Origin of the sequence: Pseudonocardia sp. McavD-2-B (assembly GCF_024124365.1) — a bacterium.
Taxonomy (GTDB): Bacteria; Actinomycetota; Actinomycetes; order Mycobacteriales; family Pseudonocardiaceae; genus Pseudonocardia; species Pseudonocardia alni.
Genome location: NZ_JAMXSG010000097.1, coordinates 1 through 18439, shown reverse-complemented (window position 1 = coordinate 18439; position 18439 = coordinate 1). Strand labels below are relative to the sequence as shown.

The 18439-nt window shown below is 73.0% G+C and carries 18 protein-coding genes; 8 read left to right on the top strand and 10 right to left on the bottom strand.

Annotated elements, in window-relative coordinates; translation table 11 throughout:
* Nucleotides 1-553, bottom strand: a 553-nt coding sequence (locus NH602_RS14745; RefSeq protein WP_253068099.1) for a GntR family transcriptional regulator, incomplete at its 3' end; no start/stop codon positions are given.
* 90 nt (nucleotides 554-643) lie between these two features.
* Between NH602_RS14745 and NH602_RS14740 the strand changes: the two genes are divergently transcribed.
* Nucleotides 644-2089 (top strand): GuaB1 family IMP dehydrogenase-related protein, encoded by a 1446-nt coding sequence (locus NH602_RS14740; RefSeq protein ID WP_073577689.1) that lies wholly within the window; start codon nucleotides 644-646, stop codon nucleotides 2087-2089.
* 43 nt (nucleotides 2090-2132) lie between these two features.
* Complete coding sequence (locus NH602_RS14735) at nucleotides 2133-2960, top strand: class II aldolase/adducin family protein (protein ID WP_161151958.1); 828 nt, start codon at nucleotides 2133-2135, stop codon at nucleotides 2958-2960.
* Nucleotides 2961-3008: 48 nt separating this feature from the next.
* Here NH602_RS14735 and NH602_RS14730 read toward each other — a convergent pair whose 3' ends face one another.
* Nucleotides 3009-4289: a PhoH family protein gene (locus NH602_RS14730; RefSeq protein ID WP_062400360.1), complete on the bottom strand. Its 1281-nt coding sequence runs from the start codon at nucleotides 4287-4289 to the stop codon at nucleotides 3009-3011.
* Between the two features lie 454 nt (nucleotides 4290-4743).
* Nucleotides 4744-5997, bottom strand: coding sequence for a DUF885 domain-containing protein (locus tag NH602_RS14725; RefSeq protein ID WP_179761036.1), 1254 nt, complete (start codon nucleotides 5995-5997; stop codon nucleotides 4744-4746).
* 309 nt (nucleotides 5998-6306) lie between these two features.
* Between NH602_RS14725 and NH602_RS14720 the strand changes: the two genes are divergently transcribed.
* Nucleotides 6307-6696 (top strand): hypothetical protein, encoded by a 390-nt coding sequence (locus NH602_RS14720; RefSeq protein WP_073577686.1) that lies wholly within the window; start codon nucleotides 6307-6309, stop codon nucleotides 6694-6696.
* A gap of 1135 nt (nucleotides 6697-7831) precedes the next feature.
* On the top strand, nucleotides 7832-8263 hold the full coding sequence (locus NH602_RS14715; RefSeq protein WP_073577685.1) for a hypothetical protein: 432 nt from the start codon (nucleotides 7832-7834) through the stop codon (nucleotides 8261-8263).
* 134 nt (nucleotides 8264-8397) lie between these two features.
* On the opposite strand, the gene NH602_RS14710 is transcribed toward NH602_RS14715, so the two are convergent.
* A complete protein-coding gene (locus tag NH602_RS14710) occupies nucleotides 8398-9168 on the bottom strand; it encodes an isoprenyl transferase (RefSeq protein ID WP_073577684.1) in 771 nt (256 codons plus the stop codon).
* Nucleotides 9169-9284: 116 nt separating this feature from the next.
* Between NH602_RS14710 and NH602_RS14705 the strand changes: the two genes are divergently transcribed.
* A complete protein-coding gene (locus NH602_RS14705; RefSeq protein WP_073577802.1) occupies nucleotides 9285-9911 on the top strand; it encodes a hemolysin III family protein in 627 nt (208 codons plus the stop codon).
* A gap of 25 nt (nucleotides 9912-9936) precedes the next feature.
* On the opposite strand, the gene NH602_RS14700 is transcribed toward NH602_RS14705, so the two are convergent.
* The gene (locus NH602_RS14700) at nucleotides 9937-10248 is read right to left on the bottom strand and encodes a hypothetical protein (protein ID WP_083658998.1); all 312 of its coding nucleotides are present in this window, start codon (nucleotides 10246-10248) and stop codon (nucleotides 9937-9939) included.
* 92 nt (nucleotides 10249-10340) lie between these two features.
* Nucleotides 10341-11219, bottom strand: coding sequence for a mycothiol conjugate amidase Mca (gene mca, locus NH602_RS14695; RefSeq protein ID WP_062404173.1), 879 nt, complete (start codon nucleotides 11217-11219; stop codon nucleotides 10341-10343).
* Nucleotides 11220-11764: 545 nt separating this feature from the next.
* Between mca and greA the strand changes: the two genes are divergently transcribed.
* Nucleotides 11765-12253 (top strand): transcription elongation factor GreA, encoded by a 489-nt coding sequence (gene greA / locus NH602_RS14690; protein WP_174565910.1) that lies wholly within the window; start codon nucleotides 11765-11767, stop codon nucleotides 12251-12253.
* A gap of 83 nt (nucleotides 12254-12336) precedes the next feature.
* Here greA and ilvA read toward each other — a convergent pair whose 3' ends face one another.
* Nucleotides 12337-13560 carry a threonine ammonia-lyase gene (gene ilvA, locus NH602_RS14685; RefSeq protein ID WP_073577682.1) on the bottom strand — a complete coding sequence of 408 codons (1224 nt, stop codon included), beginning with the start codon at nucleotides 13558-13560 and terminating at the stop codon, nucleotides 12337-12339.
* 91 nt (nucleotides 13561-13651) lie between these two features.
* Here ilvA and NH602_RS14680 point away from each other — a divergent pair, with 91 nt between their 5' ends.
* Nucleotides 13652-13879: a hypothetical protein gene (locus NH602_RS14680; RefSeq protein ID WP_073577681.1), complete on the top strand. Its 228-nt coding sequence runs from the start codon at nucleotides 13652-13654 to the stop codon at nucleotides 13877-13879.
* Between the two features lie 15 nt (nucleotides 13880-13894).
* Here the strand turns inward: NH602_RS14680 and NH602_RS14675 are convergent, their stop codons facing one another.
* Genes NH602_RS14675 through NH602_RS14665 form a run of 3 tightly spaced genes read right to left on the bottom strand, consistent with a single transcriptional unit; the run spans nucleotide 13895 to nucleotide 16930 of the window.
* Nucleotides 13895-15040, bottom strand: coding sequence for a cystathionine gamma-synthase (locus tag NH602_RS14675; protein ID WP_253068098.1), 1146 nt, complete (start codon nucleotides 15038-15040; stop codon nucleotides 13895-13897).
* Nucleotides 15041-15078: 38 nt separating this feature from the next.
* Nucleotides 15079-16449 (bottom strand): cystathionine beta-synthase, encoded by a 1371-nt coding sequence (locus tag NH602_RS14670; protein ID WP_179761038.1) that lies wholly within the window; start codon nucleotides 16447-16449, stop codon nucleotides 15079-15081.
* A gap of 19 nt (nucleotides 16450-16468) precedes the next feature.
* On the bottom strand, nucleotides 16469-16930 hold the full coding sequence (locus NH602_RS14665) for a pyridoxamine 5'-phosphate oxidase family protein (RefSeq protein ID WP_073577678.1): 462 nt from the start codon (nucleotides 16928-16930) through the stop codon (nucleotides 16469-16471).
* A 112-nt stretch (nucleotides 16931-17042) separates the two neighbouring features.
* Here NH602_RS14665 and NH602_RS14660 point away from each other — a divergent pair, with 112 nt between their 5' ends.
* The gene (locus NH602_RS14660) at nucleotides 17043-18263 is read left to right on the top strand and encodes an acetyl-CoA C-acetyltransferase (protein WP_253068097.1); all 1221 of its coding nucleotides are present in this window, start codon (nucleotides 17043-17045) and stop codon (nucleotides 18261-18263) included.
* Nucleotides 18264-18439 lie beyond the last annotated feature (176 nt).

Here is an 18439-nt window from a genome sequence, read left to right as displayed (position 1 = left end):
CGGGGTCGGCGGGCACCGGGCCGGACCGTGTCCCGGCCCGCGCGGGACGCAGCCCGGCGTCGGCGAGCTGCCGGTCGAACGGGCCGGTCCCGGGCACCGCGAGCAGCAGCGCCGCGGCCTCGGTGGCCAGGTAGTGGGTCTCCAGCACCGCGCCGCCACCGGCCGTCTCCGAGACGCACTCGGTGCGCAGGCATGGTGTGCCGACGGGAACGCCGAGCCAGTCGGCGAGCACGTCGGGCGCGGCGATCCCGGTGCGTTCGAGCCAGCGCGGGACCCGGGTGCCCGTGCCCGTGACGGCGGTCCGGCCGGGGTAGTGCGGGCGGGCGACGATCCGGTGCGCGGTCGGCCCGGGCCGCAGCAGCCCCTCCTCGCGGAGCAGCCCCAGCGCGGCACGGACGGCGCTGCGCGGTACACCGTGGCCGACCATCAGCTCGTCCTCGCCGGGAAGCAGGTCCCCGGTCCGTGCGCGCCCGGCGACCGCGATGCGCAGCAGGTCCCGTACCCGGCGCGCGTCGGACGCCCGCACGTGGTGGGACGGCGACGGCACCGGCATGTACCCGACGGTAGGCACGCGGGGTTGCCCGGCGGTTCCCCTCACATGACGGACGCGTGACAACGCCCCGGGGCGTAGCATCCCGACATCGTGCGCTTCCTCGACGACCGCCGGCCCGAGCACGACCTGACCTACGACGACGTCTTCCTCGTCCCGCGCCGTTCCACGGTGACGTCCCGGTTCGACGTGGACCTCACCGCCCCGGACCGCTCCGGGGCCACGGTGCCGGTCGTCGCGGCGAACATGACCGCCGTCGCCGGCCGCCGGATGGCCGAGACCCTCGCCCGCCGCGGCGCCCTGACGGTGCTGCCGCAGGACGTGGCGACCGACGCCGTCGCCGGGATCGTGTCCTGGATCAAGTCCCGGCACCCGGTGTGGGACACCCCGCTGGTGCTGCGCACCTCCGACGCGGTGGCCGACGCGCTGAACCTGCTGCCCAAGCGGGCCCACGACGCCGTCGTGGTCGTCGACGACGGCGGCCGCCCGGTCGGGACCGTGTCCGAGGCGCACTGCGTGGGGGTGGACCGCTTCACCCGGCTCGCCGACGTCCTCGACCCGGACCCCCTGGCGCTGCCGCTGGGCACCGAGCCGCGGGAGGTGTTCGAGCGGCTCGACGCCGGTCGGAAGGCGGTGGCGCTCGGCCTCGACGGCGACGGCCGCCTCGCGGGCCTGCTCACCCCGCTCGGCGCGATCCGGGCCGGGATCTACTCCCCCGCCCTCGACGGCGCGGGCCGGCTGCGCACCGCGGCCGCGATCGGTATCAACGGCGACGTCGCGGTGAAGGCGAAGGCCCTGCTCGACGCCGGTGTGGACGTGCTCGTCGTCGACACCGCGCACGGCCACCAGGAGAAGATGCTCGACGCGCTCGGCGCGGTCCGCCGTGTCGTCGACCAGGCCGGGGCCGCGGTCCCGGTCGCCGCCGGCAACGTGGTCACCGCCGAGGGCGTCGCCGACCTGGTCGACGCGGGCGCCGACATCGTCAAGGTCGGCGTCGGCCCCGGCGCCATGTGCACGACCCGGATGATGACCGGCGTCGGGCGCCCGCAATTCTCCGCGGTCGCCGAGTGCGCCGCCGCAGCCCGCGAGCGCGGCGCCGTCGTCTGGGCCGACGGCGGGGTGCGCCACCCGCGCGACGTGGCCCTCGCCCTCGCCGCGGGCGCGGCCTCGGTGATGATCGGCTCCTGGCTGGCGGGCACCTACGAGTCCCCCGGCGACCTGCTGCGCGACGAGCACGGCCGGGCGTACAAGGAGTCGTTCGGGATGGCGTCCAAGCGCGCGGTCAGCGCCCGCACCCGCGGGGACAACGCGTTCGACCGTGCCCGCAAGTCGCTGTTCGAGGAGGGCATCTCGTCCTCGCGCCAGCGGCTGGACCCGGACCGGCCGGGCGTGGAGGACGTGCTCGACGAGATCTGTTCGGGCGTCCGCTCCGCGTGCACCTACGCGGGCGCGCGCTCGGTCGACGAGCTGCACGAGCGCTCCGTCGTCGGCGTGCAGACCACCGCCGGGTTCACCGAGGGCACCCCGCACGGCCTCTGACCCACCGCTTGACCCGGTGCGTGATCCGGCGCACGGTCGGGTCATGGCCGCCCCCACGCAGGACACCACCACCAGCAGCAGCTCCGGTACCGCCGCTCTCGGCGGTGGCGGTACCGGCGGTCTGCCCACGCCACCGACGTTCGCCACCTCGGCCGAGGAGCGGCTGCACCGCAAGCAGCAGCTCGCCGGCGCGTTCCGGATCTTCGGCCGGTTCGGCTTCGGCGAGGGCATCGCCGGCCACATCACCGTGCGCGACCCGGAGGACCCGGAGATGTTCTGGGTCAACCCGTTCGGCATGAGCTTCCGGCACATCCGGGTCTCGGACCTGATCATGGTCGACCACCACGGCACGGTCCGGCACGGGAACCGCCCGGTGAACCAGGCCGGATTCGTCATCCACTCGGCCGTGCACGCCGAGCACCCGCACGTCGTCGCGGCCGCCCACGCCCACTCGGTGCACGGCAAGGCGTGGTCGTCGCTGGGCCGCCCGCTGGACCCCATCACCCAGGACGCCTGCGCCCTCTACGAGAACCACGGCGTCGTCCACGAGGGGGCGGGCGCGGTCGTGCTCGACCCGGAGGCGGGCCGGGCGCTGGCCCGCGGCCTGACCGGCCGGAAGATGGTGTTCCACCAGAACCACGGGATCTTCTCCGTCGGCGAGACCGTCGCCGAGGCCGCCTGGTGGTTCATCTCGACCGAGCGCAACTGCCAGGCACAGCTCCTCGCCGAGGCCGCGGGGACGCCGACGCTCGTCGACCACGCCAACGCGCGGTTCACCGCCGAGCAGACCGGTACCCCCTACGCCGGCTGGTTCTCCTACCAGCCGCTGTGGGACGAGGTCGTCCGTACCGACCCGGACCTGTTCGACTGAGCACACGACCCCCGTCCGCGGCTGCGGACGGGGGCCGGGCCCGGCACCTCAGGAGTTCGGTCCCTCCAGCATCTCCGTGACCAGCGCGGCGATCGGCGAGCGCTCGCTGCGGGTCAGCGTGACGTGCGCGAACAGCGGGTGGCCCTTGAGCTTCTCGATGACGGCGTTGACACCGTCGTGCCGCCCGACGCGCAGGTTGTCGCGCTGCGCGACGTCGTGGGTGAGCACGACGCGCGACGCCGTCCCGAGCCGGGACAGCACGGTGAGCAGCACGTTGCGCTCCAGCGACTGCGCCTCGTCGACGATCACGAAGGTGTCGTGCAGCGACCGGCCGCGGATGTGGGTCAGCGGCAGGACCTCCAGCAGCCCGCGGGCGATGACCTCGTCGATGACATCCTGGCTGACCATCGCGCCCAGGGTGTCGAAGACGGCCTGCGCCCAGGGCTGCATCTTCTCGACCTCGCTGCCGGGCAGGTAGCCGAGGTCCTGCCCGCCGACGGCGTAGAGCGGCCGGAAGACGACGATCTTGCGGTGCTGGCGGCGTTCCAGCACCGCCTCCAGGCCGGCGCACAGCGCGAGCGCCGACTTGCCCGTCCCGGCGCGGCCGCCGAGGGAGACGATCCCGACCTCGTTGTCCAGCAGGAGGTCCAGCGCGATCCGCTGCTCGGCGGAACGGCCGTGCAGCCCGAACGCCTCCCGGTCCCCGCGCACCAGCTTGACCCGCTTGTCCGCGGTGACCCGTCCGAGCGCGTTCGACGCTCCCACCAGCCGCAACCCCGTGTTGCAGGGCAGGTCGCGGGCCTCGTCGTGGTCGATGACGCCGTCGCGGAACAACGCGTCGACGTCCTCGGGGGTCACCTCCAGGTCGGTCATGCCGGTCCAGCCCGAGAACAGCACGTCCTGGCCGTGGTACTCGTCGGCGTCCAGACCGACCGCGGCGGCCTTGACCCGCAACGGCATGTCCTTGGTGACCAGCGTGACGTCCGCCGGCGCGGCCGGGTCCGCCTTGAGGTTCAGCGCACAGGCCAGGATCCGCGAGTCGTTCGAATCGGTGCGGAACCCGGCCGGCAGGACCGTGGGATCGGAGTGGTTCAGCTCGACGTGCAACGTGCCACCGGACTCGCCGATCGGCACGGGTGCGTCGAGACGGCCGTGCTTGACGCGCAGCTCGTCGAGCTGGCGCAGCGCGGTCCGGGCGAACCAGCCCAGTTCGGGGTGGTGACGCTTGGCCTCCAGCTCACTGATGACGACGAGCGGCAGGACGACCTGGTGCTCGTCGAAGCGCTGCAGCGACCAGGGGTCGGACAGCAGCACGGACGTGTCGAGCACATAGCAGCGGGTGGTACCTGCCGGTGCGTCCCCGACGGACCCCTGCGGTGCGGAGGTCGGGTCGGTGAGGGCGGGACGACGATCGGTCACGGGTGCTCCCTCGCAGGCGCGGCACCGCGCCTGCTCTGCGTCGGGCCGGCCGGCCCCGGTGCGGGCCGCGACGACGCGGAGGGACCATGGCGGTCCTCCGGCCGGCACGCCCGCAAGGGCCGGGTGCCGGCCCTCTCGGGTGCGTGTGACACCACTCCAGGGCCTCCCGAACGGGCCGCATCGGGTACAGCCCGTCGTCATGGACGCTACTAGTGGTCACCCTCGTGCGGTCAATAGCAACTCTCCGTCGGATCCCTACGTTGACCCCTGATGGAATAGTCGTAACGTGCCGTTCATCGTGTGATCGGTACCGTCCGACGTCGGATCGGGTAACAGCACCTCGTTCGGTGGCGAGCCGTTCGGCTCAGCCGAGGCGCGGCGGACGGAGCACTCCGACCGGAGCGGGAGCCGGTCCCCCGCGTTCCGGACCGTGCGCGGCGCCACCGTCGGTGACCAGATCCGACGGCAGGACCGGGGTGTCGAGCAGCGTCGCCAGCGCGGCGGCCGGGCCCTCCGGGGCGGTGGCGAGCCGGGCGCGCACGAGCGGGCCGCCCTCGGCGTAGGTGACCGGGTAGGTGCGCCACTGGGGATGGTCGAGGAAGTCGAGCATGCGCCGCGCCCGGTCGTCGTCGACCAGCAGCCAGCGTGCGAGGTGGGCGAGCACCGCGTCGGGGCCTGCGCCGTCGACGTGACGCATGAGGGCGGCGTCGAGCCGGACCCGGCCCAGCAGGTCCAGCTCCCGTTCGATCCGCTCGGCCGCCGGGCCGTCGAGGTGCACGCCCGCGCCCGCGAGGACGCGTTCGGCGACCGCGCCCCAGCCGGGGCCGGGCACGACGGCGACGGCGGCCTCCGCCGCCCCTTCCGCGACCAGCCCCTGCGGGCTGTGGACCAGCCGCAGGGCCAGCTCCGGGTACCGCTCCGACGCGACCTCGGCCCGGCAGTACTGCAGGTGGTGGCCGGGATAGACCTCGTGGGCGAGCAGCGGCAGCAGCGACCCGGCCCGCACCCTGCCCGTCGTCGCGACCGAGATCCGACTGCGCAGGCCGCCGCGGTAGCGGGTGAACGCCGTCCAGGGCCGGGCGCCGACGAGGTCGACGTCGGCGCGCTCGCCGTCCGGGAGTCCCAGCATGTCGTGGGTGCGGCGGCGCAGCTCGGCGACGACGGCGGTGACCGCACCGGCCAGCCGTTCCACCGGGACGACGTCGGCGGCCCGGTGGTCCCGCATCCGGGCGGCCAGCGGACCGCGCCCGGGCAGCACCGCCGCCAGCCTGCGGTGCGCCTCGTACAGCTCGTCCGGCTCGCTGCGGCGCGGGAGCACCCCGAACAGGTCGCGGACCTGCTCGACGTAGCCGACGTCCTCACCGGCGAGCAGCCGGGCCCGGCAGCGCAGCGCGACCAGGAGCGCGTCCAGGTGCCGGCGACGACCGCCCGGGAGTCCCGCCGCTGCGACCTCCGCACGCAGCCTCCCTGCTGTGCCGACCAGCGCCACCGGGTCCTGGACCGGCTCCGCGGCCACCCGCCGGGCGATCGACGGGTACGGCGGCGGCCCGTCCAGCACACCCGGCCGCAGCCGGTCCACCCGCGACGCGAGCTCCGCCGTCGCGTGCAGCAGGTCCATCCCCGGAGCGTAGGCGGGCCCGGTGCGGAACGACGGTAAGGGCCGCCGGTGACGCGTCCGTTCGGACGTATCCGACCACGCAGAGTGCACGATCCGTGTCGGTGACAGCTCGGTCGCACGGGACCGGAACAACCTATCTGGGGAGTATCGGAACCGTCAGTGAAAGTGTACCCCGATAGGGTCACGAGATTTGTTTCGCCGGAATAACAGCGGTAGCTTTCTTGCAGTCGGTACGGGCTCCCCCTCGTCAGCGTGCCGGCACGCGTGAGACCGGCTTCGGGCGGACTCGAGACTCAACAGGAGAAAACTGTGCTGAAGAAGGCTGGAATCGTGGTTGCGGCCTCCGCCGCGTCCCTGCTCGCCCTGTCCCCGCTCGCCTTCGCCGGCGACAAGGACGGCGACCACGGCCACAAGGGCGGCCACCACCACGGTGCCGAGAACGTCATCGACAAGGACGCCAAGGGCCTCATCGCCGGCCTGAACGGCAACAACGTCAACGTGCCGGTCCAGGCCTGCAACAACAACGTTCCGGTCAACGTGCTGGGCGTGCAGGTCCCGGTCGAGGACGCCTCTGCCCTCAACGGCCTCACCGGCGCCCTGGGCATCCTGGGCGACGCCAAGGCCAAGTCCGGCGACTCGGTCACCGACCAGTCCGACAACTGCGGCCAGGAGGCCGGCGCCGGCGACTCGATCGGCTGATCTCCTCGCAGATCTGAGAATGCCCCGGAGCTTCCGCTCCGGGGCATTCTTGCGTTCCGATCCGGGCCCACTCCCGGGTGATCGGGAATCCGTCGGGTCACCGTTTTCCGGACCCTCGGGGCCGTGTTCACCCCGTCGTGTCGACGCCGCCGGACGGCACTCCGATCCCCTGGGCGCATGACCACGCTCCGTACACGTAGCTCACCTCCCCTCGTGCCCGGCCGTCCTCGCACCCGCGGCCGTGCTGCGGCTCGGCGACACCCGCGCCCGGCGCGCCTCCTGCCGCCCGACCGCTGTCACGCCCGGCCGGCGTGAGGCCGCTCGACTTCCCAGCGCCCCCGCACGCGCCTGCCGTCCAGCTGCCTCGCGGCCCTCGGGTCACAACGTGCCCGTCGCCCGACTTCCCAGCGGCCTCGCACCCGGCTGCCTCCGGTCACCCAGCGGCCCTCGTGGCCGACCGCCCCCGTGCCGACCGCCGACACCCCGGCCGTGCACGCCACGTCCGGCGCTCACGACCTCGCGCGAGATGCCGGACGCCGCCGTGATCACCGGTTGTGGAGCGGAACATCCGCGTCGCCGACGCCCGACTCCACAACCGGTGATCATGTGAGCCCCCACCGCCCGGACCGGGGCCGAACCGGGTCGCCCGCACCGGTCCGGCACCTACGGCACCCCCGGCCGGCCCGCCGACCTCCGCCCCGCACCGGCACGGCCCATCCCCGAGTTCCGCTCCCGAGGCCCGCCCGGTTCGACCGTCCCGGCCGGCGCGGGCCTCGTCGGGGCCCCGGCCGTCGGGGGTGGCCACCCGAGCGGCGGGCCGCACAGCAGGATCCCGGTGCCGCCGACACCAGTCGGACGTCTCCCCCGGACGGCTCCCACCCCGCTACCCCGTCCGCCGCAGCGCCGACACGCCCGCACGCCACGCCGACCGCGCTGCGATTGCGGCGACGAATCCCCAGGTACACGAATGGTTCGCCGACTCCGCCGAAGAATTACGTAGGGTCAGATTGTCGAGCGCGAAAGCGTCCGTTAGATTGACACGCAGTCGATGCGGGCTCCCCGGTTCGAGCGTCGACAGGTACTGAGAGTTGCGCACCTTGGTCGGGCGCGCTCTCCGACTAACAGGAGACGGACTGTGCTGAAGAAGGCTGGAATCGTTGCCGCGGCCGGCGCCGCGTCGCTCGTCGCGCTGAGCCCGCTCGCGTTCGCGGGTGAGCACGGTGGCGACACCCACATCAAGGACAGCGGTAACACCAAGTCCCACGAGAGCTACTTCAGCGGCAACAAGGCCAAGGCCTCGACCGTCGAGGACTCCGAGGGTGTCGCGCAGAAGAACAGCGCCGGCCTGGTGAACCTGTCCAACAACAACATCAACGTCTCGCCGCAGGCCTGCGGGACCGCCCTCAACGGCAACAGCCTGGTCCAGGGTGCCCTGGGCGGTCTGTTCAGCGAGGCGTACAACAAGTCGGGCGTCGAGTCGGACAACAGCGTCGACTGCACCAACGCCGCCGACAACGGCGACAAGGTCGACATCGACGGTGGCAAGCACCACGGCGGTGGCAAGTAAGACCTCGCGTCACCGACGCGCGGAAGGCCCCGGGAGTCCGCTCCCGGGGCCTTTCCCGTTTCCGGGGATCGCGATCCTTGTCTCTGGGGCTCCTATAACGAGTGAGCCGGCCGGAAGTTACGGTCGATCTGAATTCATCCGCCGAAACGTCGGTGCCGTGCGCCGAAGTCGCGCAACGCCCGTAGGAAATCGACGCGGCGGAACTCGGGCCAGTAGGCCTCGCAGAACCAGAACTCCGAATGGGCCGACTGCCACAGCAGGAACCCCGACAGCCGTTGCTCGCCGCTGGTCCGGATGACGAGGTCCGGGTCGGGCTGTCCGGAGGTGTAGAGGTGCTCCGCGATGTGGTCGACGTCGAGCGATTCCGCGAGCTCCTCGATCGTCCGTCCCGCCTCCGCCTGGGTCAGCAGCATCTTGCGGACGGCGTCGGCGATCTCCTGGCGGCCGCCGTAGCCGACGGCGACGTTCAGCTGGATGCCCCCGCGGTCGCCGGTACGGGCGACCGCCGCGGTCAGCCGGTCGGCCAGGCTGCTCGGCAGCAACTCCATCGCGCCGACGACCCGCAGCCGCCACGGGGTGTCCGGGCCGGAGAGGTCGTCGACGACCCCGGCGATGATCTCCAGGAGGTCCTTGAGCTCCTCCGGGGAGCGGGTGTCCAGGTTGTCGGTGGACAGCAGGAACACCGTGACGACCTCGACGCCGGCCTCGGAGCACCAGCCGAGCATCTCGGCGATCTTCGCTGCGCCGGCACGGTGCCCCTCCGCGGGGTCGGCCAGACCCGCCTCCCGCGCCCAGCGGCGGTTGCCGTCGAGGATGAGCGCCACGTGCCTGGGCTGCTCGGCCCCCGCGATCTGACGCAGGATCCTGCGCTCGTACACCGTGTAGAGCAGGTCTCGGAGGGCCACGTACAGGGAGCCTAGTCCCGGGTGTGGTGTTCGTCCGCCGGACGGGACCCCTGCCGTCGCGACCCGTAACGTCGGGGTGCGTGAGCATCGCCCCGTCCGCCCCGCTCAAGCCCCGTATGCGGGGCTGGCTGCACCTGTGGAGCCTCGTCGGTTCCGTCTTCGCGTGCGCCGCGCTCGTCAGTGTCGCGGGGGCGCTCGTCGGGGCCTCTGCGGCCGCGGCCGCGGCCGTCTACACGCTGACCACGTTCGGCCTGTTCGGGATCAGTGCGCTCTACCACCGGCGCACCTGGGTCGACCCGGCCCGGCGACGACTGATGAAGCGCCTCGACCACTCGATGATCTTCCTGTTCATCGCGGGCACCTACACGCCGGTCTCGGTGCTGGCGCTCCCCGCGGCGACGGCCACCTGGGTGCTCGCCGTCGTCTGGGGCGGGGCGCTCGCCGGGGTCGCGCTCAAGCTCGCCTGGCCGACCGCGCCGGCCTGGGTCGGGGTGCCGATCTATGTCGCGCTCGGCTGGGTCGCGGTGTTCGTGCTGCCCGGACTGCTGGCCGGCGGTGGCGTGGCCGCGCTCGTGCTGCTGCTCGCCGGCGGGGCCCTCTACACCATCGGCGCGGTCATGTACGCGCTACGACGGCCCGACCCGTGGCCCGCGACATTCGGCTACCACGAGTTCTTCCACGCCGCGACGGTGTTGGCCTGGGCCTGCCACCACGTCGCGATCTGGCTGGTCCTGCTGCGCTGACCCGGCGCTTCCACGGGTCGGCGACTCAGGAGCGGGCCGGTCCCGGCTCACCGCGGTCGGTCGCGGTCCCGGATGCGGTGCCGGCCGGGTCGGATCCGCCCTCCGCGGTGTCCTCACCGTCGAAGGACTCCGGGAGCCGGGTGATCCGCTTGCTCATGTTGCGGATGAGGAAGACCGTCGCGAGCAGCAGGAGCAGCACGATCGCCAGCCCGGCGGGGGCCGCGTTGCCGAACTCGGGCAGCTGCCCGGGGGGCGGGGGCCGGTCCTGCATCGGGACGAGCAGGCCCGTCACGACCTGGTTCACCACAGCCGTCACGTTCTCGACCTGCACCGCCACGCGCCTCCGTACTCCGGTTCCCGGATCACCGGCACCACCCCGCAGCTGCGGGAGGGGCCGGTGACCAGGCTACCCGCGGAGCCCGCGTGCCCTCATCCGGCGCGACGGCGCTCCCCGCCGACCTCGACGGGGATGCCGGCGAACAGGTCGTCCTCCGGGACCTCGGTGTCGACCAGGGACTGGACCAGCTCGTAGTCCTCGGTGGGCCACACCCGGGCCTGCACCTCGAGCGGGGTGAAGAAGAATCTGCTGTCCGGGTCGATCTGAGTGGCGTGTGCACGCAACGCGTCGTCGCGCCGGCCGAACCAGTCCGAGCACGGGACCTTGGTGGTCACCCGGGTGCCGGGGTCGGGCCGGTCGCTCTTCCAGTTCTCCAGCCACTCCGCGTACGGCGACTCCTGGCCGGACTCGACGATCGCGTTGTGGAAGGCCTCCAGCCGGGCCTTGGAGAAGCCGTGGCCGTAGTAGAGCTTCATCGGCTGCCACGGAGCCCCGGCCTCCGGGAAGCGTGCCGGGTCGCCCGCGGCCTCCCAGGCCGCCATCGAGATGACGTGGGTGCGGATGTGGTCCGGGTGCGGGTAACCACCGTTCTCGTCGTAGGTGACGATCACGTGCGGGCGGAACTCGCGGATGACCTTCACCAGGGCCGCGGTCTGCTCCTCGACGTCCCCCAGGGCGAAACAGCCCTCGGGCAGCGGGGGCTTCGGGTCGCCCTCGGGCAGGCCGGAGTCGACGAAGCCCAGCCAGACGTGCTGCACGCCGAGGATCTCGGCGGCGCGGGCCATCTCGGCGTTGCGGACCGCGGTCATGTTCTCCAGGACGTCCGGCCGGTCCATCGCGGGGTTCAGGATGCTGCCCCGCTCACCACCGGTGCAGGTCACGACCATGACCTCGTGACCCTCGTCGACGTACCGGGCGGTGGTCGCCGCGCCCTTCGACGACTCGTCGTCGGGGTGGGCGTGCACCGTCATCAACCGGGGACGCTCGCCGGGCGCCGGCGGCTGAACCGGGCGCGGGGCGGACGGGGTGTACTGCGTAGCCATCGGGGCGGGTTCCTCCACGGTCACCGGACTCGGGTCCCGCACCGGTCGGCTGCCGGCGGCGGGCGGCGAGGTCGTGCTCAGGGACGATCCTGGCAGAGGGGACCGACAGGAACCGCGCCGAGCACGGGCTCCGGCATCGGTAACGCCGTCACCCGCACGATCTGTTCCCGCCGGGGCACCCGTCTGCGACGGACGGTTGACGCCGACGCGACCGGGGCGGTGGTGCGGCCACCGACAACCCCGTTACCTGCGAATATTCCTCGACGGGGAACTATCCGGTACGCGCGCCCGTTCATCGAAAGGCTGCGATGAGCGGCACGCTCCGTGGTAAGGTGAGCCCTACACGACCCGCAGGCGGGTCGTGTTTTTCCTTACTCGGGGCGTGCCGCTCGGAGCCGCCACCCCCGTGTGCCCGCCGGGCGCCAGGCGTTCCGGCGGTGACACGTCCTGTTTTCCTGGAGGAGTTGATGACGGTGACGGACACCCAGGCCACCTGGCTGACCCAGGACGCCTACGACCGGCTGAAGGCCGAGCTGGACGGGTTGATCGAGAACCGGCCCGTCATCGCCGCGGAGATCAACGCCCGCCGCGAGGAGGGCGACCTGAAGGAGAACGGCGGCTACCACGCGGCACGCGAGGAGCAGGGTCAGCAGGAGGCCCGGATCCGTCAGCTGCAGGAGCTGCTGCGCACCGCCCAGGTCGGCACCGCGCCGTCCAGCTCCGACGAGGCCTCCCCCGGCACCGTCCTCGAGATCCGCTACGAGGACGACGACGAGGCCGAGAAGGTCCTGCTCGGCTCCCGCGAGGAGGGCAGCCACGGCGACCTGCAGGTCATCTCCCCGAACTCCCCGCTCGGCGCGGCGCTGCTCGGCGCGAAGCCGGGTGACACCCGCGAGTACCAGCTGCCCGACGGCGGAACCATGAAGGTGACGCTGGTGTCGGTGGAGGCCTTCACCGGCTGACCCACGACCACCCGCGGAACGGGCCCGGCCGGTGGGCCGGGCCCGTTCGCGTGTCGGGGCCGGTCGGAGCGTGTCGGAACGGGTCAGGGCGTGGCGACGGCGTGCCCGGCCTCGCGCAGGTCGGCGACGATGGCGTCGCGGTGCTCGGGCCCCCGCGTCTCGACGCTGAGCTCGACGTCGACCTCCCCCACCGCGAGCGCGCCCCTGATCCGCGAGTGCGCGACGTCGGTGACGTTGGCCCCGAGCCGACCGACCCGGGCCAGGAGCTCGGCGAGCGCGCCGGGGCGGTCGGGCATCCGCAGGTGCAGCGTGAGGTAGCGGGACGAGGCGACCAGCCCGTGCCGGATGACCTGCAGCAGCACGAGGGGGTCGACGTTGCCGCCGGACAACACGCACACGACCGGCCCCGGCCAGCGGTCGGGCTGCTCCATCAGCGCGGCGACGGACGCGGCACCGGCCGGCTCGACGAGCATCTTCGCCCGTTCCAGGCAGTGCAGCAGTGCCGCGGACAATGCGTCCTCCGACACCGTGACCATCTCGTCGATCAGGCTGCTGACCTGGGCGAACGTGACGTCACCCGGGCGGCCGACGGCGATCCCGTCCGCCATCGTGCGCATCCCGCCGACCGGCATCGGCTCGCCGGCCGCCAACGACGACGGCCAGGCCGCGGCACCCGCGGCCTGCACCCCGACGATCCGGACGTCCGGGCGGGCGGCGCGCAGGACCGCGGCGGTCCCGCCGAGCAGGCCACCACCGCCCGCGGAGATCAGCACGGTGCCGGCGTCGGGGACCTGGTCGAGGATCTCGCAGCCGACGGTGCCCTGCCCGGCGATGATGTCGGGGTGGTCGAAGGGGTGCACGAACACCGCACCCGACCGTTCGGCGGCCGCAGTGGCGGCCGTGACGGCCTCGTCGACGGTGCGGCCGGTGAGCACGACCTCGGCGCCGTAGCCGCGGGTCGCGTCGACCTTGGGCAGGGCCGCCCGCTCGGGCATGTACACGGTGGCGCGCACGCCCAGCAGCCGTGCGGCGAGCGCGACGCCCTGGGCGTGGTTGCCCGCCGACGCCGCGACGACGCCACCTGCACGTTCGTCGTCGGAGAGGCGGGCGATGCGGGTGTAGGCACCGCGGATCTTGAACGAGCCCGTGCGCTGCAGGTTCTCGCACTTCAGACCGACCCGGGAGCCGGTCAGGTCGGACAGGGCGCGGGCACCGGCGACGGGCGTGGTGCGCACGACGCCGGAGAGCAGTTCGCGGGCGCAGAGCACGTCGTCGGCGGTGACCGGGGGGATGACGGGGGCGGCCATCCCGGCAGTCTCGCACCGCCCCGGGTAACCTCGCCGATGTCTCACCGGGCGTGACGTCTCCTGCGCGCCCGGTGTCGGGAGGGACTCGCGAATGACGCGTCTGCGCACGACAGCACCGCTGCTGCTGGCCGCCGGACTGGCCGCGCTCGCGGTGGCGACCGTGCACGACGCGGGCTGTGCCGACCCGGGCCGCTACGAGGCCCGCGGCGACGGCACGTGGTCGCTGGTCGGCGGCTGCGTGGACCCGGGTGACCTGGTCATCCCACCGCCGCCGGTGGTCCAGCCCCCCGCGCCGTCGCCGGAGCAGTCGCGCAGCTGAGCCCGCCCGGCGGCGCTACCGGACCGCGTCCAGCGCGGCCCGCAGGTCGTCGAGAAGGTCGTCGGCGTCCTCGATGCCGACCGACAGCCGGACCAGCGAGTCCGGCACCTCGAGCATCGATCCCGCGGTCGAGGCGTGGGTCATCTCGCCCGGGTGCTCGATCAGCGACTCGACCCCGCCGAGGGACTCGGCGAGGGTGAACAGCCGGGTGCCCGCGCAGATCCGCAGGGCCGCGTCGCGCCCGCCCGCGGCGAGGAACGACACCATCCCGCCGAACCGGCGCATCTGCTTGGCCGCGACCTCGTGGCCGGGGTGCCCGGGCAGGCCCGGGTAGAGCACCGAGGCCACCGCGGGGTGCGCGGAGAGCATCTCGGCGACGCGCTCGGCGTTGTCGCAGTGGCGCTCCATGCGCACCGCGAGGGTCTTCGCGCCGCGCAGGGTCAGCCACGCGTCGAACGGGCCGGGCACCGAGCCGGTGGAGTTCTGGACGAACGCGATCTGCTCGGACAGTGCGTCGTCGTCGGTGACCAGTGCACCGCCGACGACGTCGGAGTGGCCGCCGACGTACTTGGTGGTGGAGTGCACGACGACGTCGGCGCCCAGCGCCAGCGGCGTCTGCAGGTACGGGGAGGCGAAGGTGTTGTCGACGACGAGCCGCGCGCCCGCCTCGTGCGCCACCCCGGCCAGCACCGCGATGTCGGCGATGCCGAGCAGCGGGTTGGTCGGGGTCTCGCACCACACGACCCTGGTCGTGGGCCGCAGCGCCGCGCGCAGGGCGTCGTGGTCGGCGAGGTCGACCGGGGTGTGCTCGACGCCGAACCCGGACAGCACCTTGTCCACCAGCCGGAACGTGCCGCCGTAGGCGTCGTGCGGGATGACCAGGTGGTCACCGGGCTTGAGCAGGATCCGCAGCAGCGTGTCCGTCGCCCCCATCCCGGAGCCGAACGCGTGCGCGTGCCGGCCGCCCTCCAGGGCGGCGAGCTGGTCCTGCAGCACGGTCCGGGTCGGGTTGGCGCTGCGGGAGTACTCGTACCCCCCGCGGGTCCCGCCGACGCCGTCCTGGGCGTAGGTCGAGCTGGTGTGGATCGACGTCGTGACCGCGCCTGTCGTCGGGTCCGGGACCTGGCCGGCGTGGATCGCGCGCGTGGAGAAGCCCTGCATGGACGCCGAGGCTACTCCCGGCGCCCGTGCGGGCGGGCTCAGGCGTTGCCGCCGAGGAAGGCGATCACGTCGGACCGGGTGACGACGCCCGCGGGCTTGCCGTCCTCCAGCACCAGCGCGGCGTCGGCCTTGGCGAAGGCCTCCATCGCGTCCTGCACCGACTCGCCGGCGCCGAGGGTCGGCAGCGGCTCGGACATGTGGTCCTCGAGCCGGTCCGAGAGCTTGGCCCGCCCGGTGAACAGCGCGTCGAGCAGGTCGCGCTCGCTGACCGACCCGGCGACCTCGGCCGCCATGACCGGCGGCTCCGCCTTGACCACCGGCATCTGGGAGACACCGAACTCGCGCAGGTAGAGCGCGGCGTCGGCGACGGTCTCGTTGGGGTGGGCGTGCACCAGCGCGGGCAGCGCGCCGTCCTTGCGCCGCAGCACGTCGCCGATGGTGGCGCCCTGCGACGGCGGGAGGAAGCCGTAGCTGGCCATCCAGCGGTCGTTGAAGACCTTGCCGAGGTAGCCGCGGCCACCGTCGGGCAGCAGCACGACGACCACCGCGTCCGCGGGCAGCGTCGCGGCCACCCGCAGGGCGGCGACGGTCGCCATCCCACAGGAACCGCCGACGAGCAGCGCCTCCTCGCGGGCGAGGCGGCGGGTCATCTCGAAGGAGTCGGCGTCGGAGACGGCGACGATCTCGTCGCAGATGTCGCGGTCGTAGGTGGTCGGCCAGAAGTCCTCGCCGACGCCCTCGACCAGGTAGGGACGCCCGGTGCCGCCGGAGTAGACCGAGCCCTCCGGGTCGGCGCCGATGATCCGCACGGCGCCGTTCGACTTCTCCTTGAGGTACCGCCCGATGCCCGAGATGGTGCCGCCGGTGCCGATCCCCGCCACGAAGTGGGTGATCCGGCCCTCGGTCTGCTGCCAGATCTCCGGGCCGGTCGAGTGGTAGTGCGACTCGGGGTTGGCCGGGTTCGCGTACTGGTTGGGCTTCCAGGCGCCCTCGATCTCGCGGACCAGCCGGTCGGAGGTCTGGTAGTAGGAGTCGGGGTGCTCGGGGTCGACCGCCGTCGGGCACACCACGACCTCGGCGCCGTAGGCCTTGAGGACGTTGCGCTTGTCCTCCCCGACCTTGTCCGGGCACACGAACACGCACTGGTAGCCCTTGCGCTGGGCGACCATCGCCAGCCCGACCCCGGTGTTGCCCGAGGTCGGCTCGACGATCGTGCCGCCCGGGCGCAGCTCACCGGAGGCCTCGGCGGCCTCGACCATCCGCAGGGCGATGCGGTCCTTCACCGATCCACCGGGGTTCAGGTACTCGACCTTGGCCAGGACCGGCGGGGCGATGCCCTCGGCCGTCGCTCCCAGCCGGACGAGGGGCGTGTTCCCGACCAGATCGACGACGTGCTCGACGTAGCGCATGCACGCATCCTCCCACCGCTCACTCGCGCAAGACCTCGTGCATCCCGCCACCGGGGGTCCACCAGCGCACCACGAGACGGTTCCGCTCGTCGTTGAGCCCGGTCCAGACGACCTCGGTGAGATCGACGCGGAACGCGTCCCCGGTGACCGGCCCGGACAGCGGGCCCTGCAGCACCGCCCGGCCCGACACCTTCAGGTCGCCGTCCCCGAGGTCCCCGCCGGACTGGTCGGCCGGTGCGGCGTGCAGCGCGAACCGCGGGTCCCGCCGCAGGTCGGAGCCCTTCCGGGCGCCCGGCATCGACCCGAAGGAGAGCTCGGTGTCACCGCCGGCGTCGTCCAGCACCACCTCGATCCCGGACACGCGCGGTGCGCCGTCGGCGCGCAGCGTCGCGATCACGAGCGCGATCCCCCGCCGCAGGATCCGCTCGGACAGATCGGCGAACGCGGGCTCGGCCCGCCGGAAGTCTCCCCACGACGTCATGGATCAGAGCATGCCGCGGACCCCTGACGGTTTCGTCACGCCGTCTCCCGAACATCGGTTACCGACAAGTACGGTCTGGTCGAGAGGTACCTGCGATGGAGGAGGACGTCCCATGCCCGAAGCCGTGATCGTCGCCGCGGCCCGGTCCCCGATCGGCCGCGCCAACAAGGGCTCCCTGGCCGGGATGCGCCCGGACGACCTGACCGTGCAGATGGTCCGCGCCGCCCTGGGCCAGGTCCCGCAGCTGGACCCGGCCGAGATCGACGACCTGATGCTCGGCTGCGGCCTGCCCGGTGGGGAGCAGGGCAACAACCTGGCCCGGATCGTCGCGATCCAGCTCGGCTACGACTCGCTGCCCGGCACCACCATCACCCGGTACTGCTCGTCGTCGCTGCAGACGACCCGGATGGCGCTGCACGCGATCAAGGCCGGTGAGGGCGACGTGTTCGTCTCCGCCGGTGTCGAGACCGTCTCCCGCTTCTCCCGCGGCACGTCGGACTCCTGGCCGGACACGCACAACCCGCTGTTCGCCGACGCCGAGGCCCGCACCGCCGAGACCGCGGAGAAGGGCGCCGAGAGCTGGACCGACCCGCGCGACCAGAGCCTCCTGCCGGACGCCTACATCTCCATGGGACAGACCGCGGAGAACCTGGCGCGGTACAAGGACGTGTCCCGCGAGGACATGGACCGCTTCGCGGTGCAGTCGCAGAACCGTGCGGAGAAGGCCATCGCCGACGGCTTCTTCGCGCGCGAGATCACCCCGGTGACGCTGCCCGACGGCGCGGTCGTCGACACCGACGACGGCCCCCGCCCCGGCACCACCTACGACAAGATCTCGCAGCTCAAGCCCGTCTTCCGCCCGGACGGCCGGATCACCGCCGGCAACGCGTGCCCGCTCAACGACGGCGCCGCCGCACTGGTGATCATGTCCGACACGAAGGCCGAGCAGCTCGGCGTCACGCCGCTGGCCCGGGTCGTCTCGACCGGTGTCACCGGGCTGTCGCCGGAGATCATGGGCTACGGCCCGGTCGAGGCCTCCCAGCAGGCGCTGCACCGCGCCGGGCTCACCATCGACGACATCGACCTGGTCGAGATCAACGAGGCCTTCGCCGCGCAGGTGCTGCCCAGCGCCCGCGACCTGGGCATCGACGAGGCCAAGCTGAACGTGCACGGCGGCGCGATCGCGCTGGGCCACCCGTTCGGCATGACCGGCGCCCGCATCACGACGACCCTGATGAACGGCCTGCGCAGCACCGGCGGCCGCTACGGGCTCGAGACGATGTGTGTCGGCGGCGGCCAGGGCATGGCGCTGGTGATCGAGAACCTCGCCTGACCCCACGGCGCCCACGAACGGGCCGGTCCGCCTCGCGCGGGCCGGCCCGTCGGCGTCACGGGGTCAGGCGGCGTGGCCGGGCGGGTCGATGCGCACGCCGGTGGCCTCGATGTCGGCCTCGGTCCGCAGCCGGGCGAACTCCCGGTCGGCGTCGAGCGCGCCCTGGGTCCCGCCCG